This is a genomic window from Halobellus limi, assembly GCF_004799685.1.
Lineage (GTDB): Archaea > Halobacteriota > Halobacteria > Halobacteriales > Haloferacaceae > Haloquadratum > Haloquadratum limi.
Map to the genome: position 1 here is coordinate 1124399 of NZ_CP031311.1, position 20542 is coordinate 1144940.

Genomic DNA, 20542 nt, shown 5'->3' on the forward strand with positions numbered 1-20542 from the left:
GGAGAGAGTCATCCCGAATGACAACGCGTTCGCGATTCCGTAGCTCTGAATGAAGCCGAGTAGAAACGAGCGAGTGAGCAATCCCATACTACGAGAATAGATACGGATCTCGGCTGAGACAGACAGGATTCCCGATCTTCATTCGTTGAGGTAGCCGAGAGATTTCAGGCGATCTTCGACTTCCGCTTCGTCAACCGGTTCGAAGTCGTCATCTTCTGTCTCTTGCTCTACTTGATAAAGCACCTCCTCCATAACGTATGTGATGTACTCACCTGGGTCGTCCCATTCAGTCCGAGAGAGCCGATTTTCAACGCGTTCAACTATGCGTTCCGGAATATCAACCGAGCGAGTATTTTCCTGCATAACCATCGTTTCCTTGATAGACAATCTGTTGTCAGATAGGTTATTGCGGTTGTATTAACCTTTGGACCGCGTCAAAATATTGCTCACCTGAGTTCGGAGTGGAGCAATATCGGCCACTCTTCGGATGGCTTTTTAGTTGCTCCCGGAATTATAGGTCTTGTTTTGGACTGCGGTGACGTCGCTGCCCCCCACAAACCCCCATCCCAACAAATACTAAAAACGCGGTTTGTCTCTCCGACGGATTTTGTACCACCAGACCCGAAATACGAGATATGGCCCCGCAGACGTCCCCTCCACAGTCGACACCCGACAGACCCAAGCGAGCGAGCGATCCCGATTCGCCCCTCGACACCGATGGTACACGGGACGCACACGCCGCGCCGTCGATCCCGGAACTCTGCTCGATCGGCGGACTGCTCGTCGTCTACCTCGCGGCGCTGACCGCACTCGGGGTGCGGCGCGCCGTGTTGTGGCCGCTTTCGACGAACAGTGACCGGGGTTCGGTGACGTAATCACCCGAGATCAGTCAACCCCGCCGACTCCGCAGCCGTCGCACGTCTCTCGGAGTCTCCTCTCAACAGCTCCTCCACCCGTTCCCGATTCGGCGGCGCACCGGATGACAGTCTTTGCATCGATTCACGATACCGCCAGGTGCCCCGATAGAATAGGTACGCGACCATCCCCGATACGCAGGGCGTAGAGCTCCTCTAACGGATGTCTAACTTTGACACAGTACTCCATAGCTATCCACGTGAGTCAGACGATCCCCTCCCAGTGCCCCGAGTGCTCGGAGATCGCGGTCGACGTCTCGTCGGTCCCGCCCGACAGGCACGACCAGGGGGACCGCTGGGCGACCCGGGCGAAATGCGGCAACTGCGGCGAATTCGTCGGCTGGTATTGATACTGATTACTCTCACTTGTTACCGCCGACGCCACCCCCGTTGACGGCGCTCGGCGGGAAGAGACGAGAGTAATCAGTCTGAGGCGGTCTTCGCCGCAATCGCGGAGCTCGAACCCTCCGACTGTGTGGTCCGTCCTGGTAGAAACTCTATGCCATAGTAGTGACAGAGAGTACGTTTCGTCTGTCTTCGGCTCGGGAGTGCCCCGAGAGAGAGTGGATTTCGTCTGTCTTCGAGTTCCGCGGAGCGGTCCTCGGCGACCACCATCGGTGCGCACTCTCACAACGGGAATGGGTCGTGTGCATCGACGGAGAGTACGTTTCGTCTGTCTGCGGAACGGGAGCGTCCCGGACGAACGCTGCGTCTGTCTGCCGAAGAGGGAGAGTGGAATTCGTTTGTCTTCCGGCGCGGTGGAGTCTAGCAGTGCATTTCGAGTGCCACTAGCAAGACAGAAGAAACAAACAAAACGAGGTTTTAAATATGATTGGGTAGTTTCGAGCGGTAGACCAATGGCCGGGCCATTCAGCGACGTCGAACGGTCGATTTTCGCTGCCAAAGAAGTTCTCTCTGAGGACCACCAACCCGATCAGATCCTCGAACGTGACGAGGAGATCGAGGAATACCGCCACGCTCTCGAAGACGTCCTTTTCGGCCGTACTCCGCAGAACATAATGCTGTACGGGAAGGCGGGACTCGGCAAAACCGCCGTGACGAAATATATGATGGAGGCCCTCCAGACCGAAGTCACGGAGCGTCCTGACGCTGAGGAGTTACACGTCCACGAACTGAACTGTAACGGGAAGACCGTGTATGCTGTCGTCCGCACGCTCGTCAACGAACTGCTTCCGGACACCGCGAGCGACTTTCCCAAGCGAGGCCTCGGGACGGCCGACGCGTTCGAGGAACTCTACGGGCAGCTCGATCGACTCGGTGGGACACATCTGATCGTGTTCGACGAGATCGACCACCTCGATGCGGTCGACACGCTCCTGTATGAACTCCCTCGTGCCAGATCGATCGGTCACATTACGAACTCGAAAGTCGGCGTCATCGGAATCAGTAACAACTACACCTTCCGGCAGTCGCTCTCTCCGAAGGTCAAGGACACGCTGATGGAGAGCGAGATATCGTTCAGCCCGTACGATGCGAGCGAACTCCGGGCGATCCTCGCTGACCGCGCCGATCGCGCGTTCGTGGACGGCGTCTGTGAGGAGTCGGCGATCGCGAGAGCGGCGGCGATCGCAGCGAAAGACCGCGGGAACGCACGCCAGGCGATCGATCTCCTCCGAGTCGGTGGCGAAGTAGCGAAAAAGCGAGGCGACACCCACGTCGACGACACCCATATCGTCGCGGCCCAGGAACTCGTGCAACGCGGTCGGCTGCGAAACCGGATCCGGGATCAGACACAGCACGCCCAACTGCTGCTCGAAACCCTGGCATATATCGAACAACACGAGGAGGCACCGGCCCGATCGAAGGCGATCAAAAACCGATACGAAGATGTCGCCGACTCACACGCCGTCGCCCCACTCACGACGCTGAAGAGCATTCAAAACCACCTCTCGGACCTCCATATGCTCGGATTCCTGCGCCGAACTGGCCAGAATCACGGAGAGGGTGGTGGACGATACTACGAGTACAGTCTCGATCTCGATCCTCAGATCGTTCTCGACATCAGGCGCGAGATCGAAGCGGCGGCCAATCCGGGGTGACGCTCGGACTGAGACAGACGAAACGTACTCTCTCTCGGGAGCGAACTACCGACTGGTATCCGGCGAGTGTTTGCAAGTCTTCGCCCACGCGATCGCCCGACGCCGTGCGATCGGATGTGCAATCAGTTGCAAACGCTACGATACGTCGGACCGTACACCTCGATCGGCGCGAATTCAGAACTCGAAGGCGTCCACATCGAGAACAGCGTCGTCATCGGCGATTCAACCATCACCGCCAACGGTCGGATCGTCGACAGCCTCCTCGGCCGCGGCGCGAACGTCGAGAGCGCCGAGACCCTCCTCCCGGAGGGCCGTAGACTCGTCGTCGGCGAGAACTCCCAGCTCAGATTGTGAAAATGAGAATCATCACTCACTCCTGTCCGGCCTGTGGCACCGTCGTCGCCGCGAACGAACTCGAAAGCAATCGCGTGATGAAGTGTCCCGTCCCGGACTCGGCTGTCAGGAAGTCCTCCGCTTCGCGGACCTTCCCCAAGAGGCGCGCGAACACTTCCTCGACAATCGCGAGCAGTACCGGATGTAGGCGATCGAGCCATCACGGAAGGCGTCGATTCCCTCCCGGCGTCGGGAGGCTTCTTCCAACTTTTCGAGTTCGCATCCCTTCCTGTTGAGACCTGCTTCTGTGGGAACGTACCGGAGAATTAATTGCTGATTCTCGGAACCGTTAGGTATGCGAGTACCCTCACCGCCCGCTGGATACGATGTCTCGAAGGTTGTCGGTGGGAGTACGCCGAACTGTGTACGTACAGTTGGCTTCGACCGACAGTCGAACCACATTCCTCGGTTCATCGTTCAACTGCATTATCAAACCGGTGTCAACCCCGTTCAGTGGGAGGCCATCGCCCGAATCGATCATAATGAAACTGCCGCACTCGGACACGACATCTATCAAGAAGGCCTCCACATCGATACTGCTCGACGATCCCAGCCGCCTGTGAAGCTCCGTCCGTCCCATAGCCCACTCCCGACGAGTCGGGGCAAAGTAATCCGGTCCTGTACCGACTATCTTGATGCCAACGCGGATTATTTTATCGACGTCTATGAGGGCCGAATCACCCCTGGATCGCCGCCACGGTGGCCTGACGGGGGATCCACACCACCTACGTTTATACACTCGTGGGACCTAACTGAGCGTATGAGCCAGGAACCGCCGGCGGAAGACCCCCTCTCGACGGACGAGCTGACCGAACTGCTCGCCGAGGCCGAGGGGACTACGCCGGAGGCCATCGAACGGGGTGCAGCGGAGATCGAGATCGCGCCTCCAAGCGAAGCGAACGTTGTTGACGAGTAGCTCAGCACCCGTCTGCTACTGTTCTCGCAGTTCTTCTGCGCCGCCCGCAGCTGATGAGCACCGACGAATCGACGAAAACGATCGCCTGATCGCGTTCCCTATCGATTCATACTGACTGCTCTCACTGTGTCCCGGTGATCGCTATCCCCGGTCGTGGTGATCACCGGTAAGAGACGAGAGCAGTCAGTATCACGGCGCGGCAGTGGCCGTGTCGCCACTCTCTGGATCGAACGGGAGAGCGATGACGAGTTCGTCGAACCAGACGACCGGGCGTTTACGCTGGCCCTCTTCCTCGAAGAAGATGATGCCCAGCTGGGCGAGCCGACTGAGTTCCTCGTGGACGTTCTTCACGTCCCGGTCAACGACCCGTGCGGTTTCGTTGATGCTGGCTGGCTCTTCTCGGCGGATGGCGTCGATGAGATCGAGGACGCGCGGCGTCAGCGTCTCCATCAGATCGTCGTAGCTGGTGAACGAGAGCGTCGGCGTGGAATCCACCGCGTCGCCCCCTTCGAGCGCCTCGATCCCGTCGGTGACGTCGTCGTGGAACTCACTGGAGGACTTCACAGTCACGACGAGGGTTGATTCGGCCCGAAGCTGTTCGCGCTCCATCGGGTGCAGCGGCGGCGTGGTATCGTTCATAAGTATCACCGTGATTGAAGGCCTCACTTGACCTCGAACTCGGATTTTGGGATCTCGCTCCAGAACCGTTCCCAGAGTTCGACCATCCCGGGGAACGTGATGCTGTCTGGGTCGGAGTCCGGTGCAACGTGTAGTTCGTGTCCTTTTGTGTATTCGTGTGAGTTATCGTAGCGACGAATCGTTCCATCGTCAAGCGTGCGGGGCGGGTCCGGCTCCGTCGCGCCGTAGTGGAGCTTGTAGGCCCATCCGGACGGGTACGCGTCACGATCTGTCCGCATACAGAACACGCGGACGACGGTCCCGTCAGGGTACTTCTCTACCCTACGTACCCCGTCAAGGTCGTCGTCGGTCAGTGAGACCATCCTCACCTAATGGTACACAGACCAATACTATAAGAATATTGGTCAGGAGGCCAATAGCAATTGTCGCACTCCCAATACTCATACGATTTATCTTCGCACCGACCGCAACTGATGAGCACCGACGATCGACGAAAACGATCTCCCGTTCGTGTCCCATATCGACTCAATCCTCGACGATGGGACGGAGTGCATCCAGAATGACGCCCGCTTCCAGGCGCGTGAGATCCTGTTCGCGAGCCATTATCTGGTGCGTCACAGACCCGTCGACGTACTCGCGAGCGTATTCGAGTGCGACGGCGAGCCCGTCCAGTCCGTGGCGATCGATGTACGTGTCGATGTCGTCGTCCCGCAGCCGACGAGCGATCGCCTCGATCAACGCCGGCGTGATGCGTCGCTGGGCATCGCCGTCGATCAGTTGGAGGTCGATGTCGTGAGCCGTATACCTCGCCGGTCGTCCGTCGTTTGACTGCTCGATGAAGCCCGCGGCTTCGAGGTCGTCGACGTATTCGTAGACCGTTCGCTGCGGGAGATCGAGCGTCTCGACGACGTCCTGGATCGTCGTCGATGGATGATGATGGAGATAGGTGTAGATCCACGCCTTGCGCGGGTTTCCGAGGAGTTCGAACGCCTCACCGCCGGTATCGAGTGGGGTGTCCCAGCTCGCTTCTCTCGTGGCCATCCTTAGTAGCGAATTGCACGCAATGTGCAATAAGGTTTCCGCGTGATGAAGTGTCCCGGAATCGGCTGGGAAGAGGTTCTCGGGTTCGCTGGAAGACCGTCACCTGTCATTTCGCAGGTGACTCCTCGTCGTCGGAGTCCTCCTCGTCGAATTCGAGTTCGCTCGCTGCCTCTACTTCGTAGGCTGCGTCGTCTTCGTCAACGAGTCCGAGGCGGAGCTCAACACCGTGCTCACGGAGGATGTCCCGCATCGTCCACCGGTCGACGTCAGCGAGTCTCGCAGCATCGCCGAGTGTGATCCGCTCGCGTTCGTAGAGGGCGACCGCAGCCGCAATGCGCTCGTTTTCGTGGTCCTTGAAGTATTCACGCACGAACTCTCGCAACGCATCGCTCTTGCCTCCGAACACACCAGCCTCGACAGCACCCTCAATGAGGAGGTCGAGGTCGTCCGGATAGGAGCCGGTGATTCGTGCCATCGTTCTACTCTAGACTACAACTTCATACTATTTATGAACTACGCCAGAATGTCATCTGCATTGGGGGGCAGGTCTCAACTTCTGGACCGTCCGCCACGCCGGTATCACAGTAATGAGGGTATAGCGAGTACGCTCACCCCAATGACCACTCAGGAGCCCCGAATCGTCGCGGCCGACGAGTCCGAGATCCATACCGAGCCACACATTCGGGGAAGCCGACTGACGGTTCGGTTCGTCCGCAAACTCGTCGAGGAAGAATAAGCGGTCCTTCCAAAGTCTTCTCCGTACCGATTCCGACAATTCCCCCCGCGATCAGTCGCCGTCTGCCGACTCCACGGCCGCTTCGCTCTCGGTGTCGCCCCGAAGCAACTCCTCAGCTCTCTCCCGGTCCTCCGGATACCCGACGTCCACGCGCCAGCCCTCCAACGCGATCGCGTCGATCGTCCGCCCGCTCTGAATGAGTAGGTCGATCGCCTCGCTGATCTCGTACTCGCCCCGGTTCGACGGCTGCACCAGGTGACAGGCGTGGAAGATCGCCGGCGAAAACGTATAGAATCCCGTCATCACCAGATTCGACGGGGGATCTTCGGGCTTTTCGACCACGTCGGTGATCTCGCCGTACTTGTTCGTATCACACACGCCGTACCGACTCGCCTCCTCCCAGGGGACCTCCTCGACCAGGAAGGCCGCGTCGGCCCGGTCCTCGCGCTGCCGCCGCACCACGTCCGACAGGTTCGCCTGGAAGACGTTGTCCCCGAGCATCAGCATGAAGTCGTCGTCGATGTGCTCCTCCACGCTCAACAGCGCGTGCGCTAGCCCCTGCTGTTCGCGCTGGTGGGCGTAAGTGATCGGGACGCCGTCGTATTCGTCTCCGTAGTGTTCGATGATATTCTGCTTCAGATACCCGACGACCACGACGAGTTCGTCCGCGCCGAGATCGACGAGCTGGTCGAAACAGTGGGTGAGGATGGGCTGTCCGTCGACTTCGACCATCCCCTTGGGTTTGTCCTCCGTCAGCGGACGCAGTCGCGTCCCCTCGCCGGCCGCTAAGACGACGGCTTTCATACTGGGGGAGAATCGGGATTTCCTCATAGGTCTTTTCATCGACTCAACCAGATTAGCAAGTGCCGCGACGGGACGAGCCCGAGAGATCCACTCCGGGAGAGGACGTTTTTTCTGCTTCAACACCCCTAGTGCCGTCGCAGTCCGGTGAAAACCACACGAAACCACCTGTCTCCCGTATTTGTCCTGATAAAGCTCTCGGCGGAGGTAGTGGGAGCGAACGTTTCGTGTGTTCCCCGTTGACGACGCAGACACAGGAGAAGCGTCCCTCTCTTTCACCGTCTAATCGATATTTCTACTCTAGAAAAGATATATATCTTCATAGCTCGAACGGCGACGTATGTCCGAAGACGAGTCGACGGAGCCGTCGCCACGGAGCGACGCGGAGCCAGCGCGACGCCAGTGGCGCGAGGATCGGACGACGTTCCAGCGGGTGTACGACGTGCTCACCGGCCTGACCGAGTACGAACGAGTCGAGACGATCGCAGAGCGCGCGGCGTGCTCGGCGGATGGTGCCCGAAACGCACTCACGCAACTGACGGAGATGGGAATCGCGACACGTCGGGGAAGTCGTCCGGCGAAGTTCCGGCGGAACGACTCGTACTTCCGGTGGAAACGGATCGAAACGCTCGCCGATGAGCACTCGCTTCCCGAACTCCGAGAGCGGCGCGCAGAACTAATCGACGAAGACGCCGAGTTTCAAGCACAGTTCGAGGTCCCGGATCCGAACGCCGTTCCGTCCACCCAACTCGCTGACAGCGACCACGAGACGGCTCACGAGCGCCTTGAGTCACTGTCCCGCTGGCGGACAGTTCGATACGATATCGAACTCGTTCAAGACGCGATCACACGCGCGGAGCGTCGACAACGTGGCGACGATGGAGCTGGGATCTCCGCGTGACGGAGGCGCAGTAGATGCGCGATGAACACGACGGCACGCCGGAGAGTGGTCGACTCGATCGAACGACGATGGAAACGCTCGCCCGATAGTCCGAAACGCATCCGTTGGTCGCGTCGTGACCTCGTTCACAGAATAGCGAGGCGGATGCCACGGGGCTTGACCCCGTGGAGGAAGCCGACACTTGATGAAACAAACCACGCTCGAAAGCAAGGCCGACTCCCTACTCTACAATTAAACTTTTATTAGGCAACAGAACTGAATGTGAACCACGATGGACGACGCGCCACGACGCACCGTCCCCATCAAACTCGACGTGTCCGAAGAGCGTCGTGGCGACCTCCACCAAACCAAGAAGCAATTCCTGCACTGTGTCAACCGAACGAGCGAGTGGGCGTGGCGCTACGACGACTACTGTGTCACCAGCAAGTCAAAAGCCGAAAATGCCCTGTACGACGAGTTGCGCGAGGAAACCGACCTCACCGCCAACCTCGTCCAGAAAGGCATCCGCCGCGCCATCGAAGCCGTCACGAGCGGAGTCGAGAAACTGAAGCAAGGCGAGAACACGAGTCAACCAGAGTTCGACTCGTGGAGCGTCGTCTACGACAAACGCTCCGCGTCGTTCAACGACGACCACGCCACGCTCTCCACTCCGAACGGCAGAGTCACTGCCGAATACGTCCTCCCGCCCAAGGTGGAGCGAGAGGAGACGCCGTTCGGACGCTACTACGAGAGCGACGACTGGGATGCGTCGAGCGCCACGCTCCAGTACGACGAACAAGACGACACGTTCTACCTGCACGTCACGCTGAAGAACCCCGACTACACGGTTGACGGAACGGAACGCCAAGAAGCCAAGTCACCCGATGACCACGAAAAGAACGGAGTGGTTCTTGGTGTGGATTTGAACGTGACTGGCGCGTTCGCCGTCACCAGCACGGGAGCCTTCATCGGCAGTGCGGACTACCTCACCCACAAGCGCGACCAGTACGAACAACGCCGCGCCAAACTGCACCAGACAGGCACTCGATCCGCGCATCTAACGATTCAGTCCATCGGCAGCCGCTTTTCGGATTGGTTGTTGGACTGGTTGCACAACAGAGCAAACGATCTCATCGCGGAAGCGCAAGAAACGGATGTGGACGGCATCATTTTCGAGAACCTTGACCATATCCGCGAGAACATTGCAAATGGGTCGAAGTTCCAGCAGTGGGCCTATGCGAAGTTCGTGGGGCTCGTGGAGTACAAGGTTGAGTCCACGGCGTTGTTCGTGGACTTTGTGAATCCTGCGTACACGAGTCAGCGGTGTAGTCACTGTGGGTTTCCCCACGAGGACAACCGCGACGACAAGGCGTTCGAGTGCCAGTCGTGTGGGTATGAGGTAAATGCGGATTACAACGCGGCGAAGAACATCGCCGTCAGGTATTGCGGGTATATCCATCGCGGGCAGAAGTCTCGCGGTGGATGGGCCACCAGTCAACTGGCCCTCAAGTCAGGGACGTTGAACGTGAACGGCGACTACACGCCTACCGAACTACTCGGTTAGAACGGGAGTCCACTGACAAGCCTCGGGGCTTGACCCCGAGGAAGTTGACGCCGGATCGACTGTCTCCACGATCGCTCGAAATCACACTTGACGCGTCGGCGTATCCCCCGTACGTTGACGCTGTACGCCTCGATATCCACTGGTTCGTGACTGGCAATTACTTCGGAGCGCGACTCGTCTCGCGCAGTCGCTCGCGGGTCGTCGCGGCCTCGTCGGCGATCGCCGCCATCTCGTCGGGATTGGCGTCGTAGTACTCCAATGCAGCGTCGATCTCGTCGGCGGTCAGGTCGAACTCGTCGGCGACCGCTGTCGTCGACCATCCGTGTTCGCGGACGAGCGCCCCGAGCTGCTGCACGCCAACGCGGATCCCTTCAATGCGTGGCTTGCCACCGAGGACGTCCGGTGTCGACACCACGGGTATCGTCACATTTATACGCACGGATTCGCCGCCAGGAAGTATAACGCTTTGGCGAGGTCCCTCGGTTGTGTGTAATTATAGTAGCGTTTGCAAGTCTTCACTCACTCATACGACAGCGTGCGATCGGATGAGCAAGTAGTTGCAAACGCTCCTATCGTTCCGGCAGTTTTTCCTCGAACAGTCGGTCGAGCGCTGTCCAGAGTACCTCCGTCGGAATTTCGTTCTCGAACGTGGCGTGTTGGTGATCCGCAGCTCCTGTCGTGGGGTTCTCGTACTGGAAGTGTACGGGGCCGAGTTCGGGGTGATCATCGTCTCGATGCCAGCCACAGTTGAATCCGGTATTTGGGTCCGCGTAGTGAATTCGATAGTACTGGTCGTCTGCCGTGAAGCGCCATTCGACGTCAAGTGTCGGTGGATTCGGGCCGATCGAAGGATCGAGGCGCGCTGGATCGATGTGTGCACGGAGGAATTTCTTGGTGATGCTGTCGGGTTCGTAGGTGACTCTCGTTACGAACGGATAGCGTTGGAGGACATCTTTGAGTCCCTCGTAAACTGCACTATCGATTGTACCGGAGAGACCCATCGGTCAGACGGAGACGGAGTCGTGCTCGCTTGCCCAATCGTATTCGTTGAGTGCGGCGCGAACGATGGGAATGCGATCCGCAAGGTGTTCCCATTCGGTAGCTGCCTCCCGGCGGGCTGTGATTTCGTCAGGATCGTCGAGGTCGGCGATGGTTGCACGCAGCTCGCCCGGCGTTTCGACGTCGTATGCCGTCTTCCACTCCGTAATCTCGGACCGCATCGACTCGAGCGCGGACGTGAGTTCTTCTCGCGTGTGCTCGCGCTGGAGGGAGGCGACTTCACGATAGGTCGCCATCAGCTGATCGACGCAGTAGAGCGTCTGGTCGCCCTGCTCGAGTTTCCGCAAGACGTTGTCGGCGACGAGCTGGTCGAGGTACTTTTGCGCTGTTTTGACCGAGACATCGGTCTCATCGGCGACCCAAGAAGCGGTTCGAGGTGTCCGCAGCGTTCGTGCTGCCGCGCGGATACGCTCCCCCCTCGTCATCGAGGCGTGAATATCTTGGCCTGGATCTTCGGACATACTTACTACTACCACGATCTGGAATATATATCTAATGAGGTGGAAATATGTTAGAACCTTCGACGCGAGTAGTAATCGGAGAGCCAATACGGACGGGCTACGTTCCAACTGATCGGGGTGATTGGGTCTCTGAGTAGTCTCGGCGCTCCACGACACCTAACGCCGTTCCAACTGCACAGTTCCCTTCCGGACCCCCCGACTGTCTACGTATCCAAGTTCGAGGAATCGTCGACTTCTGTCTCGAATCCTTCGACGAGACGAGCAACGCCGGATCGAAGCGAGAATTCGGCATCCGCCTTCGTTTCTCGGAGATCCTTCTGCTGTTTGCCTTCGGCCTCCGCGGCCATCTCCTCCAGTTTGATCACGAGCGCTTCCAGCGTCTCCTCGTCGCCGAGGGCGTCGTAGGTTCGGAAGACGTCCTGGAGGCCGCGTCTGGCCGACTGCCTGACGCGACCGTCGTCGTCCGTGAGCGCCTCCAGCAGAAAGCCACCGATCGCGTCCGTCTGGTCGCGGATGTCCGCTTCGTCGGCCCCAATCGACCGGTCGTCGTTGTCGACTGCCATCACGGTCGGAATCCCGGGCGTGAGTTGGTCTGCCACGCGGACGAGGGACTGCCGGACGTAGCCGTCGGCGGCCGCCTCGTACGTTTGGGTTACCTCGTCGAAGCAGACGTCGAAGAGTTCGACCCGCTCGTCGAGACTCATCTCGCCGATCTCGTCGATCACGTCGTTGACGCGGTCCGGTTCACCCGATTCGAGTGCTGTCGCGAACTGCGACCATCGGTCGTGCATACTCGAACCGTTGCTCCGCATCGACAAACACTTGACTCCCTCTCTGGCTTGCCGGCCGTGAACCGCCCGGTATCAAGTCATTCGAGAATCTTAGATTCTCGTCGTCACGAGAGAGCTTCGCTCTCTCGCACGGTCCGAGACTTCCCGTGGGTCAGTTGGAAACACACACTCGGCCATCGGCTCGATAGCCTCGGGCGGTCGGGGGGTCACGGTCGGGGCGTCCACGGCCCCTGAGGCCAGCTATCGTCCGGAACTCGGATTTTTCGTGCTCACGAAAAACGGAGTCTTTCGAACGACACCTTCCGCACAACGAGATAGTCGTTGAGAGCAGACACATTCGAATCGAGTTTCTTGCTGGCTTTCACGGCAATATCGACGCTCGCACCACGGTCGCTGTGGTCTTGATCAGTGTGAGGAGCCGCCACCGTCAGTTCTTAGCCAACCGCCTCCGACGCCACCGACGATGCGCGTCACGTTGCTCGGCACCGGAAGCGCCCTTCCCTCCGCGAACAGGCTCCAGGCGGGGATCCACCTCGAACGGAACGACCATCACCTGCTCGTCGACTGCGGGAGCGGCGTCACCCACCGCCTCGCACAGGCGGGAATCGATCACCGGGACGTCGACACCGTCCTCCTGACGCACCACCACCTCGATCACGTCGCCGACCTGACGACGCTGGCGAAGGCGCGCTGGCTGGAGGGGCACCCCTCGTTCACCGTGGTCGGCCCACCCGGCACTCAGGAGATCTGCGAGCGGCTGTTCGGGATCGACGACCTCGATACCAGAATCGACCTGAAGATAACGGAACTCGACGCCGACCCCGCCGCCTTCGATCTCGGCCCGTATCGCGTCTCGACGGCGCAGACGAAGCACTCGAAGCCGGGATTTGCTTACCGGTTCGACGACGCGCTCACGATCAGCGGCGACACGGCGCCTACCCAAGCCGTCGCCGCCCTCGCGGACGGGTCGAACGTCCTGGTCCACGAGTGTGCGTACCCGGACGGAACCGACACCGAGACCCACTCGACGCCGTCGGCGCTCGGCCGAACGCTCGCCGACGTCGACGTCGATGTCGGCCGCGTGCTCCTCACCCACCTCTTCCCGGAGACGGGGGTACAGACCGAGGAGCTCGCGGAGACCGTCAGTCAGTACACGGACGCGGCGGTCGACGTCGTGTCCGACGGGGACGAGGTGACTATCGGGTGAGGTCGACACGGGAGCGGACGGAGCCGAGCGGTCGACCGCCGCCCCGTGCCCGATCACGATTTCTCGTGTGTGATCACGACACCAGCGCCGCGGCGCGGTCGAGATCCTCGGGAGTGTTCACGTTGACGCGGTCACCGGCCTCGACCGTCTCGAACGTGTACCCCGCGTGGAGCAGTAGCCCGACTGCCTCGCTTAGTTGGTACTCCCCCTCGGCTGTGGGCCGAAGGAGTCGACACGCGCGGAAGATCTCCGGTGGCAGCACGTAACACCCTGTCGTGACCAGCGTCGACGGCGCCTCGTCCGGCTTCTCGACGATTCCGGTGACCGTCCCGTCGTCGAGTTCGAGCACGCCCGTCGTCCGCGCGACCTCGCGCGAGACCGACTCGACCGCGAGCGCGCCGTCGACGCCGGGTGAGTCGGCCGCCTCGACGACCGGGTCGAGCGCGTCCGCGAAGACGTTGTCCCCGTTCACGAGCAGGAACCGCTCGTCGACGTGCGGTTCGGCCTGCAGCACCGCGTGACCGAGCCCTAGCCGCTCGCGCTGGTGGACGTACGTGAGGGGTACGTCGCGGTAGGCGTCGCCGAACCGGTCGACGATCTGTGCGCCCTCGTAGCCGACGACGACCACCAGTTCGGTGACGCCGGCGTCGATCGCCGCGTCGAACGCGTACGCGAGAAGCGGTCGCTCGGCCACCTCGACGAGGCCCTTGGGCCGCTCGTCGGTCAGCGCGCCGAGTCGCGTGCCCCGCCCGGCGGCCGGCACGAGTCCCTGCATAGGACAGCGTCGACTCGCCAGTGTCCTCAAATCAACGGTGCCGCCGGGAGGCGAGCGACGGAGAACGGACCACCCGATGCGACGGATGGACGTCCGGGGATCAGCCGGAACTGAGAGACTGAGGCGTTCGTCGACGAGAGACGACCCTCAGAAGTCGACGGCGGATGTCGGAACGCCGAGATAGGCGACCAGAAGCGGGACCGACGAGTCTCAAAAACGCCTACTCGCGGTTCGCGATCGCGCTCATAAAGAACGCGTTGAAGACGATCTGCACGCCCAGGACGATCGCGGTGAACGCCACGACGTCGCCGATCACCATCGGCAGTTGGGTGAAGCCCGTCTGGGCCCACTGGACGACCAGCCAGGTGGCGTAGACGGCCCCGCCGGTGAACACTATCAACCCCAGCGTGGACATCCGTTCGAGCGTCAGGTGCTCGACGATGGTCTCCGTGAGCACGTCGTTCGGGCGTTGGATCGGATCGCTCGCGATGGTCGCGAACGCACCCATAATGCTCACCTGAAAACCGACGAGCGTCAGCAACGACCCCGCGATGGCCGTGTGGATCCCGAACGAGGTGCTGCCGAGTGAGATATCGCTGAAGGCCAAAAGCAGGACGAGCAGTCCCAGGACGCCCATCACGGTCCCGGGGATCGAAAACAGATACCCCGGGGCATTCAACAGCATAAAGCGGACGTGCCGCCACCCGTCGCGGAAGCTCTCCAGCGTCGCCTCGCCCTCGCGTTCGTGGTAGACGATCGGGATCTCCTCGATCGTGACGTCGCGAGCGCCGGCGTCCATAATCATCTCCGAGGCGAACTCCATCCCCGTCGTCTGGAGGTGCAACTCGTCGAGCATCCCCGCTCGGAACGCGCGGAATCCCGAGTGCGCGTCGCTGACGCCCGCGTCGTAGAAGACGTTCAGGAACTTCGTCAACAGGGGGTTCCCGACGTACTGGTGGAGCGCCGGCATCGCGCCCGGCTTGATGTCGCCCTCCAACCGACTGCCCATCACCATATCGGCCTCGCCACGAATGACCGGTTCGAGGAGTTTGGGGAACTGCTCGAAGTCGTACGTCGTGTCCGCGTCGCCGATGACGATGTAATCTCCCCGACAGTGTTCGAACGCGTACCGGTAGGCGTAGCCGTAGCCCGACTCTTCGGGTTCGACGACGATCGCGCCCAGTTCCCGGGCGATCTCCGGCGTGCGGTCCGTCGAGTCGTCGCTGATGATGACCTCGGTCGAATAGCCCGACTTCCGAATCGCTCGCTTCACCCGTTCGATGCACTCGCGGATGCCCGCCTCTTCGTTCATCGTGGGCATCACGATGCTGACCATCGGGTCGATCTCGCTGTCCGCGCCGAGTAGGAGGTCCGTCTCGGGTACCGTCGTGTCTTCGTCGTGCTGTACCTCGCCGCGCTGCTGGTTCTGAACCTCTGTTGATGCCATTCTCGATTGTCTCGTGGCGATGGTCGTACGTTCCAAGCGGTGATCGCCGTCCCCACGCTTTTCCGCGCCCCACTACCTCTGGCCCTTCCACGTTGGAAGACGCCGACGCGCCCGCGTCGACCCACCCTGTGGGCAACGTGTCACTACCGTATGCAATAGGAGATGCACATAAAGGTGTTTCTCTCCCAACCCTTTTCGCGGGCGGTTTCTTTCAGGTAAATACATTATAGACGCCCTCAGCTCGGCGATCTCGTGACGAGGTCGGCACCGGGATCCGTCCCGGTTGGTGAGTCACTCCCGGGGTACGACCGGATTCCGGAGTCGTTCCGTTCGCGTTAGCCGACACTCTCTCCACGGCTGAGGATGTGAGAGTCCGCTCCGAAGGTGTCGGAATACGGGCAGAGAGGAAAAAAAGTAAGAGGGGGAATAAAAGTCCGCCGCGTTTCACCACCGTATCGACGACGGTCAGCTCAACTCTTCCAGCGGCGAGAGCCGCGAGACGCGCCAGCCCGCGACGAGCGCCCCGCCGATGCCGATCACGAGCGCGACGGCGATCCCGGCGAGGAGGATCCGCGGTTGGACGCTCACCACGTTCTCGAAGCCGACGACCGTCTCGGCGACGACGTTCAACACGCGGATCGCCGGAACGGTCAACGCGGCTCCGAGGAGGCCGCCGGCGAGGCTGAGGAGGATCGCCTGCGTCCCGACCACGCCGACGAGCGTCGAGGCGGTCGCGCCCTGCGCGCGCAGGGCCGCAAGAATCCGCCGCTGCTGGTAGACCAACGAGAGCAGGAGGTTCGTTGTCAGCGCGATGCCGGCGATCGCCGCCAGGACCACGAGGCTGCCGCCCGCGGCGAGCAACACCGCCTGCCGTTCGAGCGTCGCCTGCAACTGCTCGCGGTTGGTCCGGACGTCGTACTCCGGATACGCCGCTTGGAGGTCGCGTTCGACCCGGGCGACGTCGGCGTCGTCCGCCACGTCGACGGTGATCATCGTTGCCTTGTCGTTGGCCGTCTGGCCGGTGAGCTCCTGCAGTTCGCTCAGGTGCAACACGACTGTCGGCGTCCCGAGGAACCGCGAGAACGTCGGTGAGACGCCTACGATCCGGAACTCGTTGTTCCGGGCGCCGCCGATCGAGCCGCCGATGTAGAGCGTGTCGTTGACGCCGACGTCGTAGAGCTCGGCCGTCTGGGGAGAGATGACGACCTCGTGGGTCATCGGGCCGTCGTAGGTGCCGTCCGCGTAGTGCGTGTCTCTCGAAGAGAATCCCGAGCCCTCCGTGATCCGGACCGATCCGCCCCGGGCGGGCGCGCCGGTGCCGATGAGCGTGTCGAACTCCGAGCCGTTCGCGGAGATGTACACCGTCTGGAAGGCCAGCGGGACCGCGGTGTTCACGTCCTCGCGCGCCGAGATGTTCTCGGCCATCGGATGCGCGTCGTAGACGGTGTTCTCGAAGCCGCCGACGCTCCCGGGCGAGAGCTGAACCGGGCCGCCGGTGACCCACAGGTCCCGCCCCGACTCGTCGAACTTCTCTTCGCCGGTCTCGATGACGCCGAGCCCGACGCTTCCGAGTAGCGTCATCGAGAGCACCGCCAGGCAGATTCCTATGACTGCGAGAACCGTCCGCCCGCGGTCGTGTCGCAGCTGCTGGACGGCGATGCCGACCACGGCCCGGAGTTTCGAGAGCAGCCACATCAGCCGAGCACCTCCAGGACGTCCGTCCGGCGGGTGAGCCAGACGGGATAGATCGAGGCCGCGGCGGCGATGAGGACCGCGACCGCTCCCGCCGCGCCGACCAGGATCGGATCGAAGACGGCGACCGACTGGACGCCGAGGTACCGCGTCGCGAGCGCGTTCGTCGCCGCGATGCCGCCGACCCCGAGCGCGATCCCGACGACGGTGCCACAGAGCGTCAGGATGAACGTCTCGGCGACGACGAGGAACGCCTGCGAGCGCGTCCGGTAGCCGATGGCGGCCAGGACGGCGAGTCGCCGGCGGTCGGCGTGCAGTTCGAGGCCCATCATCGTCGCGACGAAGAGCGTGCCGACGACGACCGCGGTCAGCACGGCCGTCAGCGCGACCGCGACGGGGAGACTCGACGTCGAGACGCTTTGTTCGGCGAAGCCGCTCTTCGTGATCACCGACGACTGCGGGTAGAGCGCTTCGAGTTCGGATCTAACCCCGGCGGAGGTCGTGCTCACGAGGATCTGATCGGCCGGGTCGCCCGCGGTCGCGCCCGTGATTGCCTGAAGTTCGCTCTGGTGGACGACGACGATGGGCAGCGGGCCCGCCCCGGTGTTGTAGCTGCCCGTCGAGACGTTCTCGACGTGCAGCGATCGGTTCGAACCCTGTCGCGGCGTCGCCAGCGGATCCCCCCCTTCCAGCGCCAGCAGCTCGGCGGCCGGTCCGCTCGCGACGACCTCGCCGGTCCACTCGCCGTCGTAGGTCCCGTTCGCGTAGTAGGGATCGCCCGGCGTCAGCGCCGCCGTCGAGACGCCGAGGACCTCCCGGTCGCCGCCGTCGGGGATGACGCCCGCGACGAGCACGAATTCCGACGTATCTGAGGCGGGCGCCCGCAACTGCACCACCCGGAGCAACACGGGCGTCGCGTACTCCACCTGTGGGTTCCGGTTCAATCGGGCGGTGACGTCGTGTGTTCCGCCGAGCTGGGGGCCGTCGACCGAGACGGCGATCGAGGAGGCGGTCCGGTCCTCCGGGACGATCCAGTAGTCGACGTCGTCGCCCTGGATCGCCGACTGGGAGGCGAGGCCGAGCGCGACGCCGCCGACGGTGACCATCACCATAATCGCGATCGCGACGCCGAGGACGCTCACCGCGAGCTGTTTGCCCTCGCCGCGGCGGAACCGACCGGCGAGTCGCCCGAGCGCGACGCCGAGGAGCCCGGCGTAGCGGTGTCTGCTACCCATCGCTCACGAGGCGTCCGTCGCGGAGCCGGAGGACCCGGTCGGTCTCTTCGAGCACGCGTTCGTCGTGGGAGGCGACGACGACCGCGCGGTCGTCGGTGCTCGCGCGCAGCACCCCGATGATTCGATCGCCCGTCTCGGTGTCGAGTTCGCCGGTGGGCTCGTCGGCGATCAGCACTTCTGGATCCGTCGCGAGCGCGCGGGCGATCGCGACGCGCTGTTGCTCGCCGCCGCTCAGCTCGCCCGGCTTGTGGGTCGTTCGGTTGTCGAGACCGACGCGACCCAGGAGGTCCGTCGCCGTCTCGCGGCGGGTCGACTTGCCGACGCCGTACTCGACGAGCGGCAGCGCGACGTTGCCGCGCGCGGAGATCGACGGCAGCAGATAGAAGTGCTGGAAGACGATGCCGACGTGCTCCAACCGAAGTCGCGCGCGGCGCTGTTCGGAGAGTCCCGTCGTTTTCGTCCCGGCCAGCGTCACCTCGCCCTCGCTTGGCGTGTCGAGGCCGGCGAGCAGGTGCAGCAGAGTCGACTTGCCGCTCCCGCTGGGGCCGGCGATCCCGACGAACTCGCCGGGGCGGATGTCTACGGAAACTCCTTCGAGGGCCGTTACCGTCGGATGCGTCTGCCTGGAGAATCTGGATTCTGAGCCGCGCGTGTACTCTCGCGTCACGTCGCGGCAGGCGACGACTTGGGGTCGTTCGGAGGGCGTCTGGGCGGCCTCTGCCATCGTGTATTCTGAGTGTACCTTTGTGCGTATATAATCTCTGCGAGGCGGTGATCCCGTCTCGAAAGGATAACCACAACGAACGTAGCCTCGTATGCGCGATCGGGATACGACAACGGGGTCGACCACCAGAACCGTATACTCATCCTACACGTTGTATTCTCACGGCGTCGTCGATCTGGAGCCTCTAATTTCGTCTGTTGATACTCAAGGTACAGGTGTCGTGTAGAATCGCTGAAACGGGATTACACGGAATATATAGCTGATACAAACATTGATATTGGGAAGGAATTACCATATTAATTACCCATCTTATACTATATCAAAAATATGATTACTACGGGTAAAACCGTCTTCGATATTGGGTCGGTCGCCCTTCGATCGGCTGTGTCCGGAGTGGTTATCGATTTCCTTCGATAGGTCTCAGAGCGACTTGGGGAGCCGTCGAAACGAGATGTAGATTCTCTAATCAGGGCGAGGCAGAAACAGCGTATCTATGACTTCTCGACCCGAATATGAGCCAATACAGAAAACGATACGGTACGAAACTTGGACTGTCGTGTACGTAGTAATATCCGCATAACGTGACTTCCTCGATGAAAAATACCGCGACACTTCCCGACGGCTGGACCCGGTCGAACCACATCAACTACGAGGGGCCGAGTAACCTATAATTAACCGAGACACTTCGGTCGAGCAAAACAATTATGTCACTACGTTAGGAATACGAGTGCATATGAGCCCATTGGGTGGGAACCAATTTTTCGCTGCCGTCTTTGCCTTCCTCATGATCACTTCCGGGATGACCTCGGGCGTGGTCGCTGCAGAGGAACCTGCAGACGGTTTCGAGCGAATCGACGATAGCGAGACAGTACAGCAAATGGGGGGGAGCAATACGACGCTCAACTTCTCCGTACAGACGTCTTCGGCTAGTGGGGTAGAAACCTACGATGCCACAGTAAACGGTGAGATCGACAACCTCACTACAGACTCCGTCGAGGTGTACTTCGAGTGGCGCCCCGAGTCTGAATCCGAGTACCGGAGGACAGAGAGTCAGACTATTTCTGATAACGGAACGTTCAACGAGACGCTGACGTTCCTCGATCCGGGAACGACGTTCGAGTACCGCGCCGTTGCCGAATCCGAAAATGGGCGCGGTGAAGGAGATATTGATACGTTCACCACCTCTGATGTAGATATTGCTACTCAA

At 61.2% G+C, this 20542-nt stretch carries 22 protein-coding genes and 4 pseudogenes; 10 read left to right on the forward strand and 16 right to left on the reverse strand.

The window, feature by feature from the left end; genetic code table 11:
- Positions 1-138: 138 nt before the first annotated feature.
- Positions 139-369 carry a hypothetical protein gene (locus tag DV707_RS05735; RefSeq protein WP_103991212.1) on the reverse strand — a complete coding sequence of 77 codons (231 nt, stop codon included), beginning with the start codon at positions 367-369 and terminating at the stop codon, positions 139-141.
- A 266-nt stretch (positions 370-635) separates the two neighbouring features.
- Between DV707_RS05735 and DV707_RS05740 the strand changes: the two genes are divergently transcribed.
- From DV707_RS05740 to DV707_RS18925, 7 genes and pseudogenes are all read left to right on the forward strand, one after another.
- Positions 636-875: a hypothetical protein gene (locus tag DV707_RS05740; RefSeq protein WP_103990183.1), complete on the forward strand. Its 240-nt coding sequence runs from the start codon at positions 636-638 to the stop codon at positions 873-875.
- Between the two features lie 239 nt (positions 876-1114).
- On the forward strand, positions 1115-1264 hold the full coding sequence (locus tag DV707_RS18750; RefSeq protein ID WP_200820837.1) for a hypothetical protein: 150 nt from the start codon (positions 1115-1117) through the stop codon (positions 1262-1264).
- Between the two features lie 507 nt (positions 1265-1771).
- Positions 1772-2974 (forward strand): Cdc6/Cdc18 family protein, encoded by a 1203-nt coding sequence (locus DV707_RS05745; RefSeq protein WP_103990182.1) that lies wholly within the window; start codon positions 1772-1774, stop codon positions 2972-2974.
- Between the two features lie 141 nt (positions 2975-3115).
- A pseudogene (locus DV707_RS05750) lies at positions 3116-3328 on the forward strand (glucose-1-phosphate thymidylyltransferase); the annotation flags it as partial.
- A gap of 2 nt (positions 3329-3330) precedes the next feature.
- Positions 3331-3515 (forward strand): annotated as a pseudogene (locus DV707_RS19290) (hypothetical protein).
- Between the two features lie 147 nt (positions 3516-3662).
- A pseudogene (locus tag DV707_RS19380) lies at positions 3663-3977 on the forward strand (DUF7718 family protein); the annotation flags it as partial.
- A gap of 150 nt (positions 3978-4127) precedes the next feature.
- The gene (locus DV707_RS18925) at positions 4128-4283 is read left to right on the forward strand and encodes a hypothetical protein (protein ID WP_235010715.1); all 156 of its coding nucleotides are present in this window, start codon (positions 4128-4130) and stop codon (positions 4281-4283) included.
- 189 nt (positions 4284-4472) lie between these two features.
- On the opposite strand, the gene DV707_RS05765 is transcribed toward DV707_RS18925, so the two are convergent.
- From DV707_RS05765 to aglF, 5 genes are all read right to left on the reverse strand, one after another.
- Positions 4473-4922 carry an HVO_A0114 family putative DNA-binding protein gene (locus DV707_RS05765; protein WP_235010714.1) on the reverse strand — a complete coding sequence of 150 codons (450 nt, stop codon included), beginning with the start codon at positions 4920-4922 and terminating at the stop codon, positions 4473-4475.
- 23 nt (positions 4923-4945) lie between these two features.
- Complete coding sequence (locus tag DV707_RS05770; protein WP_103990180.1) at positions 4946-5284, reverse strand: toxin-antitoxin system TumE family protein; 339 nt, start codon at positions 5282-5284, stop codon at positions 4946-4948.
- A 163-nt stretch (positions 5285-5447) separates the two neighbouring features.
- Positions 5448-5963: a winged helix-turn-helix domain-containing protein gene (locus DV707_RS05775; RefSeq protein ID WP_103990179.1), complete on the reverse strand. Its 516-nt coding sequence runs from the start codon at positions 5961-5963 to the stop codon at positions 5448-5450.
- A gap of 106 nt (positions 5964-6069) precedes the next feature.
- Entirely contained in the window at positions 6070-6438 is a 369-nt protein-coding gene (locus tag DV707_RS05780; protein ID WP_103990178.1) for a UPF0175 family protein, read from the reverse strand.
- Between the two features lie 312 nt (positions 6439-6750).
- Entirely contained in the window at positions 6751-7503 is a 753-nt protein-coding gene (gene aglF, locus DV707_RS05785; RefSeq protein ID WP_103990177.1) for a UTP--glucose-1-phosphate uridylyltransferase AglF, read from the reverse strand.
- 337 nt (positions 7504-7840) lie between these two features.
- Here aglF and DV707_RS05790 point away from each other — a divergent pair, with 337 nt between their 5' ends.
- Complete coding sequence (locus tag DV707_RS05790) at positions 7841-8401, forward strand: DUF7342 family protein (RefSeq protein WP_170216813.1); 561 nt, start codon at positions 7841-7843, stop codon at positions 8399-8401.
- A gap of 271 nt (positions 8402-8672) precedes the next feature.
- On the forward strand, positions 8673-9944 hold the full coding sequence (locus DV707_RS05795) for an RNA-guided endonuclease InsQ/TnpB family protein (RefSeq protein ID WP_103990176.1): 1272 nt from the start codon (positions 8673-8675) through the stop codon (positions 9942-9944).
- A gap of 157 nt (positions 9945-10101) precedes the next feature.
- Here the strand turns inward: DV707_RS05795 and DV707_RS05800 are convergent, their stop codons facing one another.
- The 5 genes and pseudogenes from DV707_RS05800 to DV707_RS19295 form a co-directional block, all read right to left on the reverse strand.
- Entirely contained in the window at positions 10102-10371 is a 270-nt protein-coding gene (locus DV707_RS05800) for a DUF433 domain-containing protein (RefSeq protein ID WP_235010713.1), read from the reverse strand.
- 142 nt (positions 10372-10513) lie between these two features.
- On the reverse strand, positions 10514-10945 hold the full coding sequence (locus DV707_RS05805; RefSeq protein ID WP_103990175.1) for a hypothetical protein: 432 nt from the start codon (positions 10943-10945) through the stop codon (positions 10514-10516).
- 3 nt (positions 10946-10948) lie between these two features.
- The gene (locus DV707_RS05810) at positions 10949-11464 is read right to left on the reverse strand and encodes a DUF7342 family protein (RefSeq protein WP_235010712.1); all 516 of its coding nucleotides are present in this window, start codon (positions 11462-11464) and stop codon (positions 10949-10951) included.
- Between the two features lie 203 nt (positions 11465-11667).
- Positions 11668-12255, reverse strand: a complete 588-nt coding sequence (locus DV707_RS05815; RefSeq protein ID WP_103990174.1) for a hypothetical protein — start codon at positions 12253-12255, stop codon at positions 11668-11670.
- 151 nt (positions 12256-12406) lie between these two features.
- Positions 12407-12659, reverse strand: a pseudogene (locus tag DV707_RS19295) (hypothetical protein); the annotation flags it as partial.
- 59 nt (positions 12660-12718) lie between these two features.
- On the opposite strand from DV707_RS19295, the gene DV707_RS05825 reads away from it, so the two are divergent.
- Entirely contained in the window at positions 12719-13462 is a 744-nt protein-coding gene (locus tag DV707_RS05825) for an MBL fold metallo-hydrolase (RefSeq protein WP_103990173.1), read from the forward strand.
- 73 nt (positions 13463-13535) lie between these two features.
- On the opposite strand, the gene DV707_RS05830 is transcribed toward DV707_RS05825, so the two are convergent.
- The 5 genes from DV707_RS05830 to DV707_RS05850 form a co-directional block, all read right to left on the reverse strand.
- On the reverse strand, positions 13536-14237 hold the full coding sequence (locus tag DV707_RS05830; RefSeq protein WP_103990172.1) for a nucleotidyltransferase family protein: 702 nt from the start codon (positions 14235-14237) through the stop codon (positions 13536-13538).
- A 220-nt stretch (positions 14238-14457) separates the two neighbouring features.
- The gene (locus DV707_RS05835; protein ID WP_235010711.1) at positions 14458-15684 is read right to left on the reverse strand and encodes a glycosyltransferase family 2 protein; all 1227 of its coding nucleotides are present in this window, start codon (positions 15682-15684) and stop codon (positions 14458-14460) included.
- 465 nt (positions 15685-16149) lie between these two features.
- Positions 16150-17379: an ABC transporter permease gene (locus tag DV707_RS05840; RefSeq protein WP_103990171.1), complete on the reverse strand. Its 1230-nt coding sequence runs from the start codon at positions 17377-17379 to the stop codon at positions 16150-16152.
- Complete coding sequence (locus DV707_RS05845) at positions 17379-18611, reverse strand: ABC transporter permease (protein ID WP_103990170.1); 1233 nt, start codon at positions 18609-18611, stop codon at positions 17379-17381. Before DV707_RS05845 ends, DV707_RS05840 begins: the two co-directional genes overlap by 1 nt.
- Entirely contained in the window at positions 18604-19335 is a 732-nt protein-coding gene (locus DV707_RS05850) for an ABC transporter ATP-binding protein (RefSeq protein WP_103990169.1), read from the reverse strand. Before DV707_RS05850 ends, DV707_RS05845 begins: the two co-directional genes overlap by 8 nt.
- Between the last annotated feature and the right edge of the window lie 1207 nt (positions 19336-20542).